The organism is Burkholderia sp. AU30198, assembly GCF_020419825.1.
Lineage (GTDB): Bacteria > Pseudomonadota > Gammaproteobacteria > Burkholderiales > Burkholderiaceae > Burkholderia.
Window position 1 is genome coordinate 127,356 of record NZ_JAIZSA010000011.1, and the last position, 16,408, is coordinate 143,763.

At 67.2% G+C, this 16,408-nt stretch carries 15 protein-coding genes; 12 read left to right on the forward strand and 3 right to left on the reverse strand.

The genetic code is table 11. From position 1 onward, the window contains the following. Positions 1 to 35: 35 nt before the first annotated feature. Positions 36 to 842 carry a MetQ/NlpA family ABC transporter substrate-binding protein gene (locus LGN19_RS23590; RefSeq protein WP_122948157.1) on the reverse strand — a complete coding sequence of 269 codons (807 nt, stop codon included), beginning with the start codon at positions 840 to 842 and terminating at the stop codon, positions 36 to 38. Between the two features lie 308 nt (positions 843 to 1,150). Here LGN19_RS23590 and LGN19_RS23595 point away from each other — a divergent pair, with 308 nt between their 5' ends. From LGN19_RS23595 to LGN19_RS23640, 10 genes are all read left to right on the forward strand, one after another. Further along, positions 1,151 to 2,308: a porin gene (locus LGN19_RS23595; RefSeq protein WP_122948158.1), complete on the forward strand. Its 1,158-nt coding sequence runs from the start codon at positions 1,151 to 1,153 to the stop codon at positions 2,306 to 2,308. Positions 2,309 to 2,515: 207 nt separating this feature from the next. Beyond that, complete coding sequence (locus LGN19_RS23600) at positions 2,516 to 2,776, forward strand: DUF2866 domain-containing protein (RefSeq protein ID WP_011353838.1); 261 nt, start codon at positions 2,516 to 2,518, stop codon at positions 2,774 to 2,776. 124 nt (positions 2,777 to 2,900) lie between these two features. Then, positions 2,901 to 3,284: a DUF6232 family protein gene (locus tag LGN19_RS23605; protein ID WP_122948159.1), complete on the forward strand. Its 384-nt coding sequence runs from the start codon at positions 2,901 to 2,903 to the stop codon at positions 3,282 to 3,284. A 199-nt stretch (positions 3,285 to 3,483) separates the two neighbouring features. Then, entirely contained in the window at positions 3,484 to 3,711 is a 228-nt protein-coding gene (locus LGN19_RS23610) for a hypothetical protein (protein ID WP_122948160.1), read from the forward strand. Positions 3,712 to 3,948: 237 nt separating this feature from the next. Next, on the forward strand, positions 3,949 to 6,216 hold the full coding sequence (locus LGN19_RS23615; RefSeq protein WP_226217429.1) for a TonB-dependent hemoglobin/transferrin/lactoferrin family receptor: 2,268 nt from the start codon (positions 3,949 to 3,951) through the stop codon (positions 6,214 to 6,216). Positions 6,217 to 6,265: 49 nt separating this feature from the next. After that, a complete protein-coding gene (locus LGN19_RS23620; RefSeq protein ID WP_226217431.1) occupies positions 6,266 to 7,357 on the forward strand; it encodes a hemin-degrading factor in 1,092 nt (363 codons plus the stop codon). After that, positions 7,354 to 8,271, forward strand: coding sequence for a heme/hemin ABC transporter substrate-binding protein (locus tag LGN19_RS23625; RefSeq protein ID WP_226217432.1), 918 nt, complete (start codon positions 7,354 to 7,356; stop codon positions 8,269 to 8,271). The genes LGN19_RS23620 and LGN19_RS23625 overlap by 4 nt, the downstream gene beginning before the upstream one ends. A 15-nt stretch (positions 8,272 to 8,286) precedes the next feature. Continuing rightward, positions 8,287 to 9,375, forward strand: coding sequence for a FecCD family ABC transporter permease (locus tag LGN19_RS23630; protein WP_226217434.1), 1,089 nt, complete (start codon positions 8,287 to 8,289; stop codon positions 9,373 to 9,375). Between the two features lie 19 nt (positions 9,376 to 9,394). Next, the gene (locus LGN19_RS23635) at positions 9,395 to 10,216 is read left to right on the forward strand and encodes a heme ABC transporter ATP-binding protein (RefSeq protein ID WP_226217436.1); all 822 of its coding nucleotides are present in this window, start codon (positions 9,395 to 9,397) and stop codon (positions 10,214 to 10,216) included. A gap of 113 nt (positions 10,217 to 10,329) precedes the next feature. Beyond that, entirely contained in the window at positions 10,330 to 10,716 is a 387-nt protein-coding gene (locus LGN19_RS23640; protein ID WP_226217438.1) for a VOC family protein, read from the forward strand. A gap of 88 nt (positions 10,717 to 10,804) precedes the next feature. On the opposite strand, the gene LGN19_RS23645 is transcribed toward LGN19_RS23640, so the two are convergent. Further along, on the reverse strand, positions 10,805 to 11,416 hold the full coding sequence (locus tag LGN19_RS23645) for a trimeric intracellular cation channel family protein (RefSeq protein ID WP_226217439.1): 612 nt from the start codon (positions 11,414 to 11,416) through the stop codon (positions 10,805 to 10,807). A gap of 8 nt (positions 11,417 to 11,424) precedes the next feature. Next, entirely contained in the window at positions 11,425 to 13,548 is a 2,124-nt protein-coding gene (locus LGN19_RS23650; RefSeq protein WP_226217441.1) for a penicillin-binding protein 1A, read from the reverse strand. 235 nt (positions 13,549 to 13,783) lie between these two features. Between LGN19_RS23650 and LGN19_RS23655 the strand changes: the two genes are divergently transcribed. Together LGN19_RS23655 and LGN19_RS23660 are read left to right on the forward strand one after the other, a co-directional pair. Next, positions 13,784 to 14,581: an aminoglycoside phosphotransferase family protein gene (locus LGN19_RS23655; RefSeq protein ID WP_226217443.1), complete on the forward strand. Its 798-nt coding sequence runs from the start codon at positions 13,784 to 13,786 to the stop codon at positions 14,579 to 14,581. A gap of 528 nt (positions 14,582 to 15,109) precedes the next feature. Continuing rightward, a complete protein-coding gene (locus tag LGN19_RS23660) occupies positions 15,110 to 16,162 on the forward strand; it encodes a DUF3466 family protein (protein ID WP_226217445.1) in 1,053 nt (350 codons plus the stop codon). Positions 16,163 to 16,408: the final 246 nt, after the last annotated feature.

Here is a 16,408-nt window from a genome sequence, read left to right on the forward strand (position 1 = left end):
ATCCGGCAATCCGGCGTGCCGGCAAGTGAAACCGTTCAGAACGCCGGCACGATCGCGCCGCCGAATTTCTGGTCGATGAACTTGCGCACGTCGTCCGATTCATAGGCCGCGACGAGCTTCTTCACCCACGGCTTGTCCTTGTCCTGCGCGCGCACCGCGATCAGGTTCGCGTACGGCCCGCGCAGATCCTCGATCGCGATCGCATCCTTCACCGGCGTGAGCCCGGCCTTCACCGCGTAGTCGGTGTTGATCGACGCGACATCGAGATCGGGCAGCGCGCGCGGCAGTTGCGCGGCGTCGAGTTCGACGATCTTGATCTTCTTCGGATTCTCGGCAACGTCGAGCGGCGTCGCGTTCACGCCGTTGGTGCCGGCGCCCGCCTTCAGCTTGATCACGCCGTACTTCTGCAGCAGCAGCAGCGCGCGGTTGCCGTTCGACGGATCGTTCTGGATCCCGACCTTCGCGCCCACCGGCAAGTCCTTCAGCGACTTGAGCTTCTTCGAATAGAAGCCCATCGGCGCCGTGTAGGTGAGCCCGACGTTGACGATCTTGTAGCCGCGCTGCTTGATCTGGCTGTCGAGGAACGGCTGGTGCTGGAAGCCGTTCGCGTCGAGATCGCCGGAGTCGAGCGCCGCGTTCGGCTGCACGTAGTCGTTGAATTCGATGACCTTGATCGCGAGGCCTTCGCGCGCGGCGACCTTCGTCACCTCGGTCCAGATCTGCGCGTCGGGGCCACTCATCGTGCCGATCTTCAGCGTTTGCGGGTCGGCGTGCGCACCGGGCGCCGCGAATGCCAGCGCTGCGGCAAGTGCGCCGAGGCCGGTCAGGAATGAACGTCGCATGGTGTCCTCTTGTCCCGTGTCGTTTGTTGGAACACGGATCGTGGCATGGGGCCGGAACGCCACCAACCAAGCTTATTTCATGTGCATATTCCTGATTCCGATCGAATCTCAGTCTGAATCGGTATAACCCCCGGCTATACAAGCAGGCAGAATTCAGTGTCGCATCGACGCCACAGATTCTTCATATGACAGTCGCTGTCATATTCATTACGTGGCCCGTCGATAAAGTTGCCGCCGGTACATGAAAGCGCCCATAGAGAGCGCCGGAACCGCAACTGGACACGCCATTTATTCGCTCGGAGATTCCTTTGAACAAGAAACTGTTGACCATCGCCGTCCTGGCAGCAACGGCCGGCACGGCGCACGCACAAAGCAGCGTGACCCTGTACGGCGTTATCGATGCCGGTATCAGCTACGTGAACCACAGCAAGACCGCCAACGGTGGCACGGGCAAGCTGTTCAAGTATGACGACGGTGTTGCCCAAGGCAGCCGTTGGGGCCTGCGCGGCACCGAAGACCTCGGTGGCGGCCTGAAGGCGATCTTCGTGCTCGAAAACGGCTTCAACAGCGGCAACGGCACGATCGGCCAGGGTGGCGCGATCTTCGGTCGTCAAGCTTACGTCGGCCTGAGCCAGTCGCAATACGGCACGGTCACGTTCGGCCGCCAGTACTCGTTCTCGACCGACATCCTCGGCTCGAACTACTCGACGGGCGGCAACACGGTCGGCGGCAACTACGCTTACCACGTGAACGACATCGACCAGCTCACGTCGAGCCGCATCAACAACGCCGTGAAGTTCCAGAGCGCGAACTACTCGGGCTTCACGTTCGGCGCGTTGTACGGCTTCTCGAACTCGACGGACTTCGCCGGCGCAGCCGCGACGACGTCGGGCACGACGACGACGGCAGGCTCGTCGCGCGCATACAGCTTCGGCCTGAACTACGCGAACGGCCCGGTCTCGGTCGGCGCCGCGTACACGGACATCCGCTTCCCGAGCCAGTCGACGCCGTCGTTCTCGACGACGATCGCGAACATCAGCACGGGCAACGTCCGCGACCTGCGCACCTACGGTGTGGGCGGCCGCTACGTCTGGGGCCCGGCAACGGCATGGCTGCTGTGGACGCGTACGCAGTTCTCGACCGTTTCGGGCGCGGGCGGCACGTTCTACAACGCATACGAAGCAGGCGGCAAGTACGCCTTCACGCCGGCTCTGTCGGCTGGCCTCGGCTACACGTACACGAACGCAACGCAGAACGGCAACTCGTGGCACTGGAACCAGGTCAACGGTATCGCCGACTACGCACTCAGCAAGCGTACGGACGTGTACGGCCTGGTCGTGTACCAGCAGGCATCGGGCAAGGGCGTGCAAGCGCAGATCGGCTCGAGCACGAGCTACTTCAACACGTCGGGCACGGGTTCGAAGAACCAGATCGCCGCACGTATCGGTATCCGTCACAAGTTCTAAAGCATCCGCTTAACTCGCGGATCACGACGGCAAGAAGCGCCCCGCTCCACGCGGGGCGCTTTTTTATGTGCTTTTAAGTTTCGCTTAATTCTGGGCTGAGAGGATGCTCTCACCCCCCCTGTTGGCCGCCTGAGCATCGGCGGCTTTTTTTTTGAACCGCCGACGGCGCCGCCATCGATTGCCCACAAGACAGGATCGGAGGCCATGATGATCGAAGATACCGTTTTCAGCCATCTGCACGCGATTCTGACGTGCCAACACTCGATGCCGGTCCAGAGCTGCCGCGTATCGGTCGAAATGCAGCGCCCGTGGGGCAGGCCGTATCGCCTCGTCGAATGGACGATGCATCTCGACGCGCCCGCGCGGCGCCAGATCGTGCCGGCCGAATCGACCGACGAAGAGATCGCCGAGGTCGTCGCGTCGCACGTGCCGGGCCGGCTTTACGGCGACGGCCGGCTGCAGTTCTGAACCCCTTCCTGTTCCACCCGCTTCCCGTCTTTCAGCCACGCCGCACGCATCGTGCGGCAGTCGGTCTCGTTTGATGCTGCAACGAAACCTGCTACGCTGCGCGTTTTCGTCCACGCAACACACGATGGAAAACGCATTCAACGAACGCGGCGTGACGATCACGCGCAACGGCCTGTCGGCCGCCGGGCAGGTATTCGCACTCCGTGACATCCGCCAGGTCGATGTCGTCAAGATTCCGAAGAACCGCCTCGTGCCGTCGCTGATCTCGCTGATCGGCGCGGCTGTCGCCGTCGCAGGCGGCATCGCCGGATCGAGCGCCGGGCTCGTCGTCGGCGTGATGCTCGCCGTCGTCGGCTATCTCGCGTGGGCCACGCAGGACGTCACGTATCGCCTGATGGTCGAGATGCCCGACGGCAAGCGCGAAGCGCTGTCGAGCATCGACGCCGCATTTGTCGAACGCGTCGCGCAGGTCGTGCGCGATGCGCAGGCCGCGAAGTCGGCCGGCTGATTCCGTTCGCATCCCTGCACGCTTCGGTTCGCCATGCCCGGCCGCGCGCGGCGCGTTTCGCGTCGCGCAACGGCGCCGTCGATTACCCCGTCGAATCGCATTCCGCCCACCGCCTGGCCAACACCGCGCCTGCGCTGCGTGCGCCGACCGCCTAGTATGGAAAGAGCGGCTCGCCGCCGCATCGTCCGAGGAGGCCAGCATGAACGTCCAGACGCTGTCCGGCACGCTTCGCGCGCAGGAACTGCTGATCGTGTCGATGATCCGCGCGCTTCCCCCTGACGCACGACGTGCGCTCGTCGACCTCTATACCGAGCAGATCGTCTTCGCCGAACAGGCGGGCCTCGACGTCCACAGCGATCGCGCGACGCACGACGCGTTCATCACGCATGCGCGCAACCTGCTGATCCGCATCGAAGCCCTCGCCTAGCGGGGCCGCGTTTTTCCCGAATTCCCCGCCGCGGCTCGCCCGAGCCGCGCAGGTGAGCGCTCACCCACACGAGCCGCTTTCCGTCCTTGTATTGATAATAATTCTCATTTACACTGGAAAAATTATCAGTTGCCTTTCAATTCGCCGCTCGCCGCCTTCCGTGCGCGGGCGGGCCAGCCAGGTGAACGCGTCACCCAGCCAGCCTTCGGGCTTGTTTTCGTCAATGGGAGACCACCTGTGCATTGCTATACGCTGGCGCGGCGGCCGATCTGTGCCGCGCTGTTCGGCGCGTTCGGCCTGTCCGCCGCCCCGGCCCACGCCGATTCGTCGCCGCAAGGCGCCACCCCGCCTGCCACCCTCCTCGTCGCCGCGTCCACGCGTGGCGATGCGGCGCTGCTCGATCCCGTCACCGTCACGGCCAACCGCACCGCTACGGCCGCGAGCCGCACGGCGGCGTCCGTCTCGGTAATCAGCGACGAGGATCTGGAGGAACAGCAGGCCACCAACATCAAGGACGCACTGCGCTACGAGCCGGGCGTCACCGTGCGCCGCACCGCGTACCGGCCCGGCAGCGCCGCGCTCGGCGGCGGCCGCGACGGCGATTCGAGCATCAACATCCGCGGCCTCGAAGGCAATCGCGTGCTGCTGATGGAAGACGGCATCCGCCTGCCGAATGCGTTTTCATTCGGCCCGCTCGAGGCCGGGCGCGGCGACTACGCCGACCTCGACACGCTCAAGCGGATCGAGATCCTGCGCGGGCCGGCCTCGGCGCTGTACGGCAGCGACGGCCTGACCGGCGCGGTGAACTTCATCACGAAGGATCCGCGCGACCTGCTGTCGATCTACAACAAGCCCTACTACTTCGCGTTCCGGCCGAGCTACGACTCGGCCGACCGCAGCATCGGCGCGACCGTGTCGGCCGCGGGCGGCAACGATCGCATCCAGGGGATGATCATCGCCGACGGCCGGCGCGGCCACGAGGTCGACACGCGCGGCAGCAACAACTCGGCGAGCACCCTGCGCACCACGTCGAACCCGCAGGACGTCTATTCGGAATCGCTGCTCGGCAAGCTCGTGCTGACGCCGACCACGCGCGACACGATCAAGTTCACCGCCGAAACGGTGCAGCGCCGCGTGAGTACCGACGTGCTGTCGGCAATCAGCCCGCCGACCACGCTCGGCCTCACGACCTACGACCGGCTCGAACGCAACCGCTTCAGCGTCGACTACGATTTCCGTGACGATGCGTTCCGCTGGTTCCAGACCGCGCACGTGCAGTTCTATTACCAGGACGCGAAGCAGGACCAGTACGCGTTCGAGACGCGCGGCCGGACGGCTTCGCGCTCGCGCGACAACCAGTACCAGGAGCGCACGTTCGGCGGCTCCGCGTTTGCCGAAAGCGGCTTCGCGACCGGCCCGTTCGCGCACAAGCTGTTGTATGGCATCGACGGCAGCGTGTCACGCGTGACGAACATGCGCGACGGCACGGTGCCGGGCGTGGGCGAAGCGTTCCCGAACAAGGCGTTCCCCGATACCGACTACACGCTGTTCGGCGCGTTCGTGCAGGACCAGATCGGCTACGGCCGCCTGCTCGTCACGCCGGGCCTGCGCTTCGACACGTACCGGTTGAGCCCGACCGAGAACGATCCGCTGTTCACCGGCAAGGCCGTATCGACGAGCGCGAACGAGCTGTCGCCGCGCGTCGCCGTGCTCTACGAGATCACGCCCGCGGTGATTCCGTACGTGCAGTACGCGCACGGCTTCCGCGCGCCGACGCCCGACCAGGTGAACAGCAGCTTCTCGAACCCGGTGTACGGCTACACGTCGATCGGCAATCCGAACCTGAAGCCCGAGACGAGCGACACGTTCGAAGCCGGCCTGCGCGGCAAGGCCGGCACCGGCTACGGCGTCGTGCGCTACAGCGCGGCCGCGTTCACGGGCCGCTACCGCAACTTCATCTCGCGCACGACGATCGCCGGCAGCGGCCGGCCGGCCGACCCGTTCGTGTTCCAGTACGTGAACTTCGCCGACGCGCGCATTCACGGCCTCGAAGGCCGCGCCGAATGGGTGATGCCGAACGGCATCACGCTGAAGACGGCGATGGCGTTCACCAAGGGCTCGACGCAGAACAACGGCGCGGCCAGCCAGCCGCTGAACACCGTCAACCCGTTCTCGGCCGTGTTCGGCGTGCGCTACGAGCCGACCGAACGCTGGTACGTGCAGACCGACCTGCTGTTCCAGGCAGCGAAACGCGACAAGGACATCGACAAGTCCGACTGTTCGAACAAGACCTGCTTCTCGCCACCGTCGTCGTTCGTCGTCGACCTGCGCGGCGGCTACCGCTTCAACAAGCACGTGAGCGCGACGATCGGCATCCGCAACCTGTTCGACCGCAAATACTGGAACTGGTCGGACGTGCGCGGCATCGCGGCCGATTCGCAGGTGCTCGATGCGTACACGTCGTCCGGACGCACGGTCGCCGTCAGCATGAAAGTGGATTTCTGATGCGCGCCGCCCGCGCTGCCACCCCAACCGCTACTTGAAGGAGTCCGACATGATGCAATCCGCCCTTCCCGGTCAACCGGCCACGCCGGCCCGCGCGGCCGCCGCGCTGCGCGACGCGTTCATCAAGCTCAAGACCGAGCGCCAGCTGCGCAACCGCGACGTCGCGCAGGCGCTCGGCGTCAGCGAAGGCGAGGCGCTCGCCGCGTTCGTCGGCGAGCACGTCGTGCGGCTCGACGCGCGCTTTCCGGCGATGTTCGAGGAAATGCCGCGCCTCGGCCGCGTGATGGCGCTCACGCGCAACGACACGGCCGTCCACGAAAAGGACGGCGAGTATGCGCAGATGAGCCATGACGGCCCCGTCGGCCTCGCGCTCGGCGATATCGACCTGCGCATCTTCTATCGTCACTGGGTATCGGCGTTCGCGGTGCGCGACGAGACCGCGCATGGCCCGCTGAAGAGCCTGCAATTCTTCGACGCGCAGGGCCATGCGATCCACAAGGTCTACCTGCGCGCGCACAGCGACCACGCCGCATACGACGCGTTCGTCGGGCGCTGGCGGGCGCCGTCGCAGGAGCCGGGCCTCGAGGTCGCGCGCGCCGCGCCGAAAACACCCGAGCGCGCCGACACCGAGATCGACGTCGCGGGCTTCCGCGCCGCATGGGACGCAATGACCGACACGCACCAGTTCTTCGGCATCACGCAGCGCTTCGGCGTGAGCCGCATGCAGGCGCTGCGCCTCGCCGATCCGCAGTACGCGTATCCGGTCGAAACCGCGCACGCGCTGCGGCACGTGCTCCAGCAGGCGGCACAGAGCGGCCAGCCGATCATGGTGTTCGTCGGCAATGCGGGGATGATCCAGATCCATACGGGCCCCGTCACGAACGTGCGCGAGGTCGGCGCATGGATCAACGTGCTCGACCCGGGCTTCAACCTGCACGTGCGCGAGGACCTGATCGCCGCCGCGTGGGTCGTGAAGAAGCCGACCAGCGACGGCATCGTCACGTCGCTCGAGCTGTTCGACCGGCAGGGCGACCACGTCGCGCTGCTGTTCGGCGAGCGCAAGCCCGGCAAGGTCGAACGGGACGACTGGCGCGCGCTCGTCGCGACGTTGCCGGCCGCGGCACGCGGGGGCGCGCGGTGAGCGCGCGACCGTTCGATCCACGCCGCCGCGCGGTGCTGGCAAGCGCGGCGGCCGGTGCACTCGCGGGCGCGCTGCCCGGCAGCGTGCTCGCCCAGGTTGCTTCGGCCGCGCCGAAGCGCGTGGTCGTGATCGGCGGCGCACTCGCGGAGACCGCATTCGCGCTCGGCAGCGCCGACACGCCGCGCTACCGGCTCGTCGGCGCCGACACGACCTGCACGTACCCCGACGCCGCGAAGCGGCTGCCGAAGGTCGGCTACCAGCGCGCGCTGTCGGCCGAGGGGCTGCTGTCGCTGCGGCCCGATCTCGTGCTCGCGTCGGCGGAAGCCGGCCCGCCCACCGCGATCGCGCAGGTGAAAAGCGCCGGCGTCGCGGTGACGACGTTCGACGAGCGCCACGACGTCGAATCGGTGCGCGCGAAGATCACCGGCGTCGCGCAGGCGCTCGACGTGCGCGATGCGGGTACCGCGTTGCTGCAACGTTTCGATCGCGACTGGCAGGCCGCGCGCGACGCGGTCGCTACCCGCGCGCCCGGCGGCGCGCAGCCGCCGCGCGTGCTGTTCGTGCTGAACCACACCGGTAACCAGGCGCTCGTCGCCGGCCAGCGCACGGCCGCCGACGCGATGATCCGCTACGCGGGCGCGCGCAACGCGATGCAGGGCTTCGATCACTACAAGCCGCTGACGACCGAGGCGCTGGCAGCCGCCGCACCCGACGTCGTGCTGATCTCCGATGAAGGGCTCGCGGCCGTCGGCGGCCGCGCCGCGCTGCTGGCGACGCCCGGCTTCGGCGCGACGCCGGCCGGCCGCGCGCAGCGCGTCGTGTCACTCGACGCGCTGTTCCTGCTCGGCTTCGGCCCGCGCCTGCCGCTCGCCGTCACGACCTTGCACCGACGCCTGTCGGATACGCTCGCCTGATTCCGGACTGCCTCGATGCCCGCTCACGCTTCGCCTTTTCCCGCATCGTCGCCCGCATCGCGCTCCGGCGCCGCGCGCATCGGCACGTCGCGCCGCTTCGCGCCGTTCGTGCTGGCCGCGCTCGCCTGCCTCGTGTGCGCGATGTCCGTCGTCGCGCTGTGCGTCGGCGCCTATCGCATTCCGCTCGCGGAAGCCTGGGCCGCGCTGACCGGCGATGCGGCCGCGCAGCAGGCGCGCGCGGTGCTGTTCGACATCCGCGCGCCGCGCGTCGCGCTCGCGTTGCTGGTCGGCGGCGGCTTCGGCGCAACCGGCGCCGCGATGCAGGCGCTGTTCCGCAACCCGCTCGCCGATCCGGGGCTCGTCGGCGTGTCGAGCGGTGCCGCGCTCGGCGCAACGACGATGATCGTGCTCGGCCCCGCGCTCTTTGCCGCGCACGTGAGTGCAGCCGCGTTGCCCGTCGCCGCGTTCGCGGGTGCGCTCGCGGTTGCCGCGCTCGTCTACCGGCTCGCCGCGTCGCGCGGCCGTCTCGCGCTGCCGCTGCTGCTCCTCGCCGGCATCGCGATCAACGCGCTGGCCGGTGCGGCGATCGGGCTCCTCACGTTCGTCGCCGACGACGCGCAGTTGCGCTCGCTGACTTTCTGGAGCCTCGGCAGCCTCGGTGGCGCGCAATGGTCCGCGCTGGCGGCCGTCGCACCGTGCGTCGCGATCGGCTGCGTGTTGCTCGCGCGCGAACGAGACGCACTGAATGCATTGCAGCTCGGCGAAACCGAGGCGCTGCACCTCGGCGTGCCCGTGCAGCGGCTGAAGCGGCGTGTGCTCGTCGCGGTCGCGCTCACGGTCGGCGCGCTGGTGTCCTGCGCGGGCATCATCGGCTTCATCGGGCTCGTCGCGCCGCATTGCGTGCGTCTCGCGTGCGGCCCCGACCAGCGGGTCGTGCTGCCCGGCGCCGCGCTGCTCGGCGCGCTGCTGACGCTCGCCGCCGATCTCGCCGCGCGCACGGTTGCCGCGCCCGCTGAAATTCCGCTCGGCGTGCTGACCGCGCTGCTCGGCGCACCGTTCTTTCTCGCGCTGCTGTGGAAGAGCCGCGGTGCGCTCGGCGGCTAACCCTTCCCTCACGACGACCATGCTGACCGCCCATCACCTCGACGTCGCCCGTCGACACCACGCGATCCTGCGCGACCTGTCGCTGTCGATCGAACCCGGCCGCGTGACCGCGCTGCTCGGCCGCAACGGCGCGGGCAAGAGCACGCTGCTGAAGACCTTCGCCGGCGAGCTGAGCGGCGGCGGCGCGCCGAACGGCGTGCGCGTGGCCGGCGACATCACGCTGAACGGCGAACCGCTCGCGCGCATCGACGCACCGCGGCTCGCGTGCCTGCGCGCGGTGCTGCCGCAGGCCGCGCAGCCGGCGTTCCCGTTCAGTGTCGACGAAATCGTGCTGCTCGGCCGCTACCCGCATGCGCGGCGCAACGGGGCGACGTCGCACCGCGATCGCGAGATCGCATGGCGGGCACTCGAACGCGCCGGCGCCGACGCGCTCGTCGGCCGTGACGTCACGACGCTGTCGGGCGGCGAACTCGCGCGCGTGCAGTTCGCCCGCGTGCTCGCGCAGCTGTGGCCGGACGACGACGCAACGGAAAACGGCCCGCGCTACCTGCTGCTCGACGAGCCGACCGCCGCACTCGATCTCGCGCATCAGCACCGCCTGCTCGAAACCGTGCGCAGCGTTGCACGCGAATGGCAGCTCGGCGTGCTCGCGATCGTGCACGATCCGAATCTTGCCGCGCGTCACGCGGATACGATCGCGATGCTGGCCGACGGCACGATCGTCGCGCACGGCACGCCGCGCGACGTGATGACGCCGTCCCATATCGCGCAGTGCTACGGATTCGCGGTGAAGATGGTGGACACCGGCGACGGCGCGCCACCGGTGATGGTGCCTGCGTAGCGCAGGCGTGCGCCGCACGGCGCGTTGTACCGCGCGATGTCTTGTCTTACTGGATAGCAGCACCTTCACGCAGCATCAATCGCGCTTCGCGCATCGACTTCAAGGAGACCACCATGCCGCTTCCGATGACCCGCATCATCCTGTACGTCCAGGACGTCGCATCGCTCAAGACGTTCTACCAGCAGTATTTCGATCTGCCCGTCGTCGAGGAAATCGAAAACGAGTGGGTCGTGCTCGGCGCAGGCGCCATCGAGCTCGCGCTGCATCTCGCCGGCCCGGCGTTCCGCCACGCGGTGCCCGCTCACACGGAGGCGCGCGCGGAAGCCAGCCACGTGAAGTTCGTGTTCTCGATCGGCCAGGACATCGGCGTGCATCGCGACCGGCTGGCCGGCGACGGCGTGACGGTGCGCGATCTCAAGCGCTATGACGGGTTCGCGTACACGATGTACGACGGCATCGATCCGGAAGGCAACGTCTTCCAGGTGATGCAGGCCGACTGACGTTCCGTCCGGCCCGGGCGCTCACCCGAACGCCCGGGCCGGCACCGCTCGTGCCTCCACCCACCGCACGAGTGGCGAACCTCCCGGCTCAATGCTCGAGATCCGCCGCGCCGAACGTCCGCATCTTCCAGCCGAGCCGCACGGCCAGCATCCGCATCGAGAATCCGGCCGCCAGCGCGACGACCGTCGCGATGCCCGCATCGAGACCCAGATGCTGGATCCCGACATAGAACCCGCCCGTGACGAACGCGACGCTCGCATACAGTTCCTCGCGCAGGATCAGCGGCATCTCGTTGCACAGCAGGTCGCGCAGCATCCCGCCGCAGACGCCCGTGATCGCGCCGGCCAGCACGACGATGATCGGCGCCGTGCCCGTCGACGCGCCAATGTCGCAGCCGATGATCGTAAACGCCGCGAGGCCGATCGCGTCGACGGTCACAAACAGCGTCTTCATTCGCGCGACATGCCGTGCGACCCACGACGCGACGGTCGCCGCGACGAGCGTGATCACCAGGTACTCCGGATGCGCGATCCAGCCGAGCGGATAGTGGCCGAGCAGCACGTCGCGCACGGTGCCGCCGCCGAGGGCCGTCACCGCGCCGACGAGCGCGAGCCCGAAACGGTCCATCCCGCGGCGCATGCCCATCAGCGCCCCCGACATCGCTTCCGCGACGATTGCAATCAGATAAAGCGTATGCATGGTGCGCGTCAGTCTTCCGTCCGGAACAGGTCGAGCACGCGTTCGCGCTCGGCCGCATCGACCGCGGCAGGCATCGGCTCGGCGGGTTTGCCGTGGTCGCCCGGCGTGCCGGACGCACCGGCTGCCACCGCCGCCCCGCCGCACGCGAAGCGGCTGCGGATGTACGACGGCACATCGGCCGTGCACGTGCCGCGCGTGTATTCGGCGTAGACGTAGTCGCCGTCGACGAGCGCGACGTCCTGCGGCGGCGTCGCCTCGACCGGCGTACGCCCGTCGACGGCCGTCTTCATGTAGTCGAGCCAGACCGGCAGCGCCAGCGACGCACCGGTCGCGCGCCCCATCGGGCGCGGCGTGTCGTAGCCGAGCCACGCGACCGCGACGATGCCCGACGAGTAGCCGGCGAACCAGACGTCCTTCGACCCGTTCGACGTGCCCGTCTTGCCGGCCGCATCGTCGCGGCGCAGCGCCAGCGCGCCGCGCGCGGTGCCGGACTTCACGACGTCGCGCAGCATGCTGTCCATCATGAACGCATTGCGCGCCGACACGACGCGCTCGCCTGCCGGCGCCGTCGCCTCGTACATCGCGCCGCCGTGACGCTGCTTCACCGACAGGATCAGGCGCGGCACCATCCGCGTGCCGCCGTTCGCGAACACGCTGTACGCGCTCGCCAGTTCGAGCGGCGTCACGGCGCCCGCGCCGAGCGCGAGCGGCAGCGACGCAGGATTGCGCTGCGCGTCGAATCCGAACTGCACCGCGTGCTGCTGTACGTAGCGCGCGTCGGTGGCCTGCATCAGGCTGACCGCGACCAGGTTCTTCGAACGCATGAGCCCGCGCCGCACCGGGATGAAGCCCTCGTAGTTGTTGGCGAAATTGCGCGGGCGCCACGGCCGCGCACCGGTTTCCTCATGGGTGAGCGTGCGCTGCGTATCGTCGACGAGCACGCCCGGGAAGTAGCCCTTTTCCAGCGCCGCCGAATAGACGAACGGCTTGAAGCTCGAGCCCGGCTGGCGATACGCCTGCAGCGCATGGTCGAACACGTTGCGGTTGAAATCCGCGCCGCCGACGAGCGCGAGCATGTCGCCCGTTGCCGCGTCGAGCGATATCAGTGCGCCTTCGAGCCCGTTGCGCGCATCGCGCTTCGCGCGCTGCTGGCGGCTCAGCGTGCGTTCGAGCGACGCCTCGGCCGCGCGCTGGTCGCGCATCGAGATCGTCGTCGTCACGTCGAGGCCGAGCGTATAGGCGTCGTCGTGGAAACGTTCGACCATCATCCGGCGCGCGCGCTCGGCGACGTACGGTGCCGCGATGATTCCGGGTGGTGGTGTGGTCGCCAGCGCGATCGGCGCGTCGACGGCCGCGCGGAACGTCGCGTCGTCGAGCTGGCCGAGCGCATGCATCCGCCCGAGCACGTAGTTGCGCCGCGCGGTCGCGCGCGCCGGATTGACGACCGGGTTGAACGCGGACGGCGCCTTCGGCAGCCCCGCGAGCACGGCCGCCTCGCCCGCGCTCAGCGCGTCGAGCGGCTTGCCGAAATACACGTTCGCGGCCGCCGCGAAACCGTACGCGCGCTCGCCCAGATAGATCTCGTTCATGTACAGCTCGAGCAGCTTGTCCTTGCTGTATTCGCGTTCGAGCTTGGTTGCCATCAGGATCTCGGCGAGCTTGCGGCTCAGCACCTTGTCGCGCGTCAGGTAGAAGTTGCGTGCGACCTGCATCGTGATCGTGCTGCCGCCCTGCCCGGGCTGCCCCGTCACGACGTTCGCGAACGTCGCGCGCGCGAGGCCGCTGAAATCGACCGCGCCGTGCTGGTAGAACTTCGCGTCCTCGGCCGCGAGCAGCGCCTGCCGCATCAGCGGCGGGATGCGTTCGAGCGGCACGAACTCGCGGCGCTCGACGCCGTATTCGGCCAGCAGGTCGCCGTCGCGCGAGAAGATCCGCAGCGGCAGCGCGGGACGATAGACGGCGAGGTGCTCGACGGACGGCAACTGCGTCCAGATGCGCTGGATCGTCCATGCGCCGATACCCGCGCATGCGACCGTCAGGCCGAGCAGCGCGCCCGCGAGCGTGCGCCATACGCGGCGGCGGCGTGGTGGCGGTGCGGGTGGTGGTGGCGGGGATGCGGTGTGGTCGGTCATGTCGGGCTCCTTCTTCGATGCTGCGACGGCCGGTGCGCGAGAGGCACCGACTGGTCACGAAAGGCGCGCATTGTCGAAGGGATGGCGCGAAACCGGAACATTCTTTAGCCAAAGTTTGGCTGGCTAAATTTTATTTAGGAAAGTGTGTCGGGGCCGTTCGCGTCGCACCTGCGACCGCTTGACGCACGGTCGGAAGCACCGCGCTGCGCTCGATCCGGTTCGGCTGTAGCATCGCGTGACGTTTGATCGATACCTCGGCCTGTGGGGCCTCGTTCCCGACGGCAACCCGATCCTGACCGCGAGCGGCGGCCTGCTGCCGGTCGTCTGGCAGGGCCGGCCCGCGATGCTGAAGGTCGCCACCTGCGACGAAGAGCGGCGTGGCAATGCATTGATGGTCTGGTGGAACGGGCACGGCACCGCGCAGGTGTGGCGGCACGACGGCGATGCGGTGCTGCTCGAACGCGCGCGGCCCGTGCCGACGCTGGCCGGTTATTCGGCATCGGGGCGCGATGATGATGCGATGCGCGTCGCGTGTGATGTCGTCGCGCGGCTGCATGCGCATCGTGCTTCGGTGCCGCCTTCGGTCGTGCCGCTGCACGACTGGTTTCAGGCGCTGCTGTCGGATGCGTCAGGCAGCGACGTGCTCCATCGCTCGGCGACGGTCGCACGCCAGCTGCTGGCCACGCCGCCCGTCGACGAAGTCGTCCTGCACGGCGACATCCATCACGGCAACATCCTCCATTTCGGCGAACGCGGCTGGCTCGCGATCGACCCGAAAGGGCTGCGCGGCGATCGCGCGTTCGACTATGCGAACCTGTTCTGCAATCCCTCGCACGATATGGCAGTCGATCCCGTGCGCTTCGAGCGGCGAGTCGCGCTCGTGGTCGATACGGCGCAGCTTGACCGCCGCCGGCTGCTGCAGTGGATTCTCGCGTGGTCGGGTTTGTCGGCGGTGTGGTTGATGGAGGACGGACTGCTGCCCGATACGCGGTTGCAGGTCGCTACGCTCGCGGCGACTGCACTCGGCCTGTAGCAATACACATCGCTCGTGAAAACAGATTCATCGCGAATCTACGAGGAACGCCAGGGGAAAACCGACGGCTCTCAGCCACGAACGGGTATTCGCCTCTGTCGGTAGTCAGACATCTGAGTGATCGCTTCGCGTTGGAAGCGGTCGTTTGGCTAACAGCAGGCGAATTCGACGCCCGGACACGCCTGGGGCGTGATGATCGACCGAATCCAATTCGGCTCCAGGCGACGGCCACGCATCACGCACTGAACATGTGCATTCCATCCGATGCGTTTCGTCGATGAAACGCTTTTCGCGCACGCTTGAGAGCGGGCTTTCCGAACCCGTTACCAACCGGCCATGGTGCGATTCGTGCGTACTCGAATCAGCCTGACTTGTGAGCCACGAATCCAACCGGGACTGGCTTCAATACATTGGCAATTGTCTTGGCCCGTGCCCCCCCTAATTCGACTCCGCAGGCCATTGCGTATCGAGCCCACTTGTTCCCAATGCCACTGGTTGCCTTGACGGCCGTCTCATTGTTAGGAGTTCATGATGAAATCCGCGTGCATGCGCTTGAGCAAAATTTACGGTGTGAGCCTCGTGCTGAGCATGGCTGCCGTGCTGGCGCTTGGCGCCGACACGGCGACAGCCGGGCCGGTTGCCACGATCTCCGATCTTGGCACCCTGCCCGGTGGTACCTTCAGCGTCGGCACCGGCATCACGGAACCCGACGAGGTAGTCGGCTATGCGTTCACCGCGAACCAGCAATATCACGCCTTTTTGTATCACGACGGCGTCATGCACGACCTCGGCACCCTCCCTGGCGGAAACTACAGCATCGCCGCCGGTATCAACCATCGCGGCCAAGTGGCCGGCTTTGCAACTGTCACGAGCGGAAACCTGCACGCCTTCTTGTATGACAACGGCGTGATGACCGACCTCGGTACCTTCCCTGGTGGAAACTACAGCGTCGGGAAGGCCATCAACGACCGTGGCCAAGTGCCCGGCTATGCGTATCCCGTCAATAGTGACTTGCACGCTTTTTTGTATGACCACGGCGTGATGAGCGACCTCGGCACCCTGCCCGGCGGCGGCTTCAGTGCCGCCATTGGTATCAACGACCGTGGTCAAGTAGTTGGCTACGCAACCAATGCAACCAACGCAAGTGGGCACTATCACGCTTTTTTGTATGACCACGGCGTGATGAGCGACCTCGGCACCCTGCCGGGTGGCGGCAATAGCTTCGCCAACAATATCAACGCGCAGGGCCAGGTGGTTGGCCAATCGCAAACGGCGAGCGGTGACACTCATGCTTTTTTGTATGACCACGGCGTGATGACGGATCTCGGCACGCTGCCTGGCGGCCATAACAGCGGCGCCAGCGGTATCAATGCTCGCGGCCAGATAGTCGGCTACTCGCAAACATCGAGCGGTGACAACCACGCCGTCTTGTATGACCACGGCGTGATAAGTGATCTCGGAACGCTACCCGGTGGCGCAAACAGCTATGCGACGAGCATTGACAACGAGGGTAAGGTGTCCGGCCTGGCATACACCGCGAACGGAGCAGGCCACGCTGTCGTCTGGACGCTGGCCCATTGAGGGCGCCACACGTGCGTTGTGCTGGTTCGGGATGGCGCTGTCGGGCCAACGTCCGCTGGCAAAACACGAGCAATCCGCCAACGGGTTCGGCCACGTGAGTTATCGTCGAGCGTGGCGTACGCGCATGCAGCCGGCGTGACGTTTCGTTTCACCACATGAAGGATGCCGGGCGACCTTGATACGGCCCGGCAGTGGATCAATGGGTGCCGTCGTCTCTATCGATCGAGGCGTCTCGCCTTTCTCCCC

Coding starts and splice junctions, on each gene's coding strand:
- LGN19_RS23635 (WP_226217436.1), top strand. CDS start 9,395: ATGCTGACCGCCCATCACCTCGACGTCGCCCGTCGACACCACGCGATC.
- LGN19_RS23605 (WP_122948159.1), top strand. CDS start 2,901: ATGGAAAACGCATTCAACGAACGCGGCGTGACGATCACGCGCAACGGC.
- LGN19_RS23640 (WP_226217438.1), top strand. CDS start 10,330: ATGCCGCTTCCGATGACCCGCATCATCCTGTACGTCCAGGACGTCGCA.
- LGN19_RS23650 (WP_226217441.1), bottom strand. CDS start 13,548: ATGACCGACCACACCGCATCCCCGCCACCACCACCCGCACCGCCACCA.
- LGN19_RS23645 (WP_226217439.1), bottom strand. CDS start 11,416: ATGCATACGCTTTATCTGATTGCAATCGTCGCGGAAGCGATGTCGGGG.
- LGN19_RS23600 (WP_011353838.1), top strand. CDS start 2,516: ATGATCGAAGATACCGTTTTCAGCCATCTGCACGCGATTCTGACGTGC.
- LGN19_RS23610 (WP_122948160.1), top strand. CDS start 3,484: ATGAACGTCCAGACGCTGTCCGGCACGCTTCGCGCGCAGGAACTGCTG.
- LGN19_RS23630 (WP_226217434.1), top strand. CDS start 8,287: ATGCCCGCTCACGCTTCGCCTTTTCCCGCATCGTCGCCCGCATCGCGC.
- LGN19_RS23590 (WP_122948157.1), bottom strand. CDS start 842: ATGCGACGTTCATTCCTGACCGGCCTCGGCGCACTTGCCGCAGCGCTG.
- LGN19_RS23660 (WP_226217445.1), top strand. CDS start 15,110: ATGATGAAATCCGCGTGCATGCGCTTGAGCAAAATTTACGGTGTGAGC.
- LGN19_RS23620 (WP_226217431.1), top strand. CDS start 6,266: ATGATGCAATCCGCCCTTCCCGGTCAACCGGCCACGCCGGCCCGCGCG.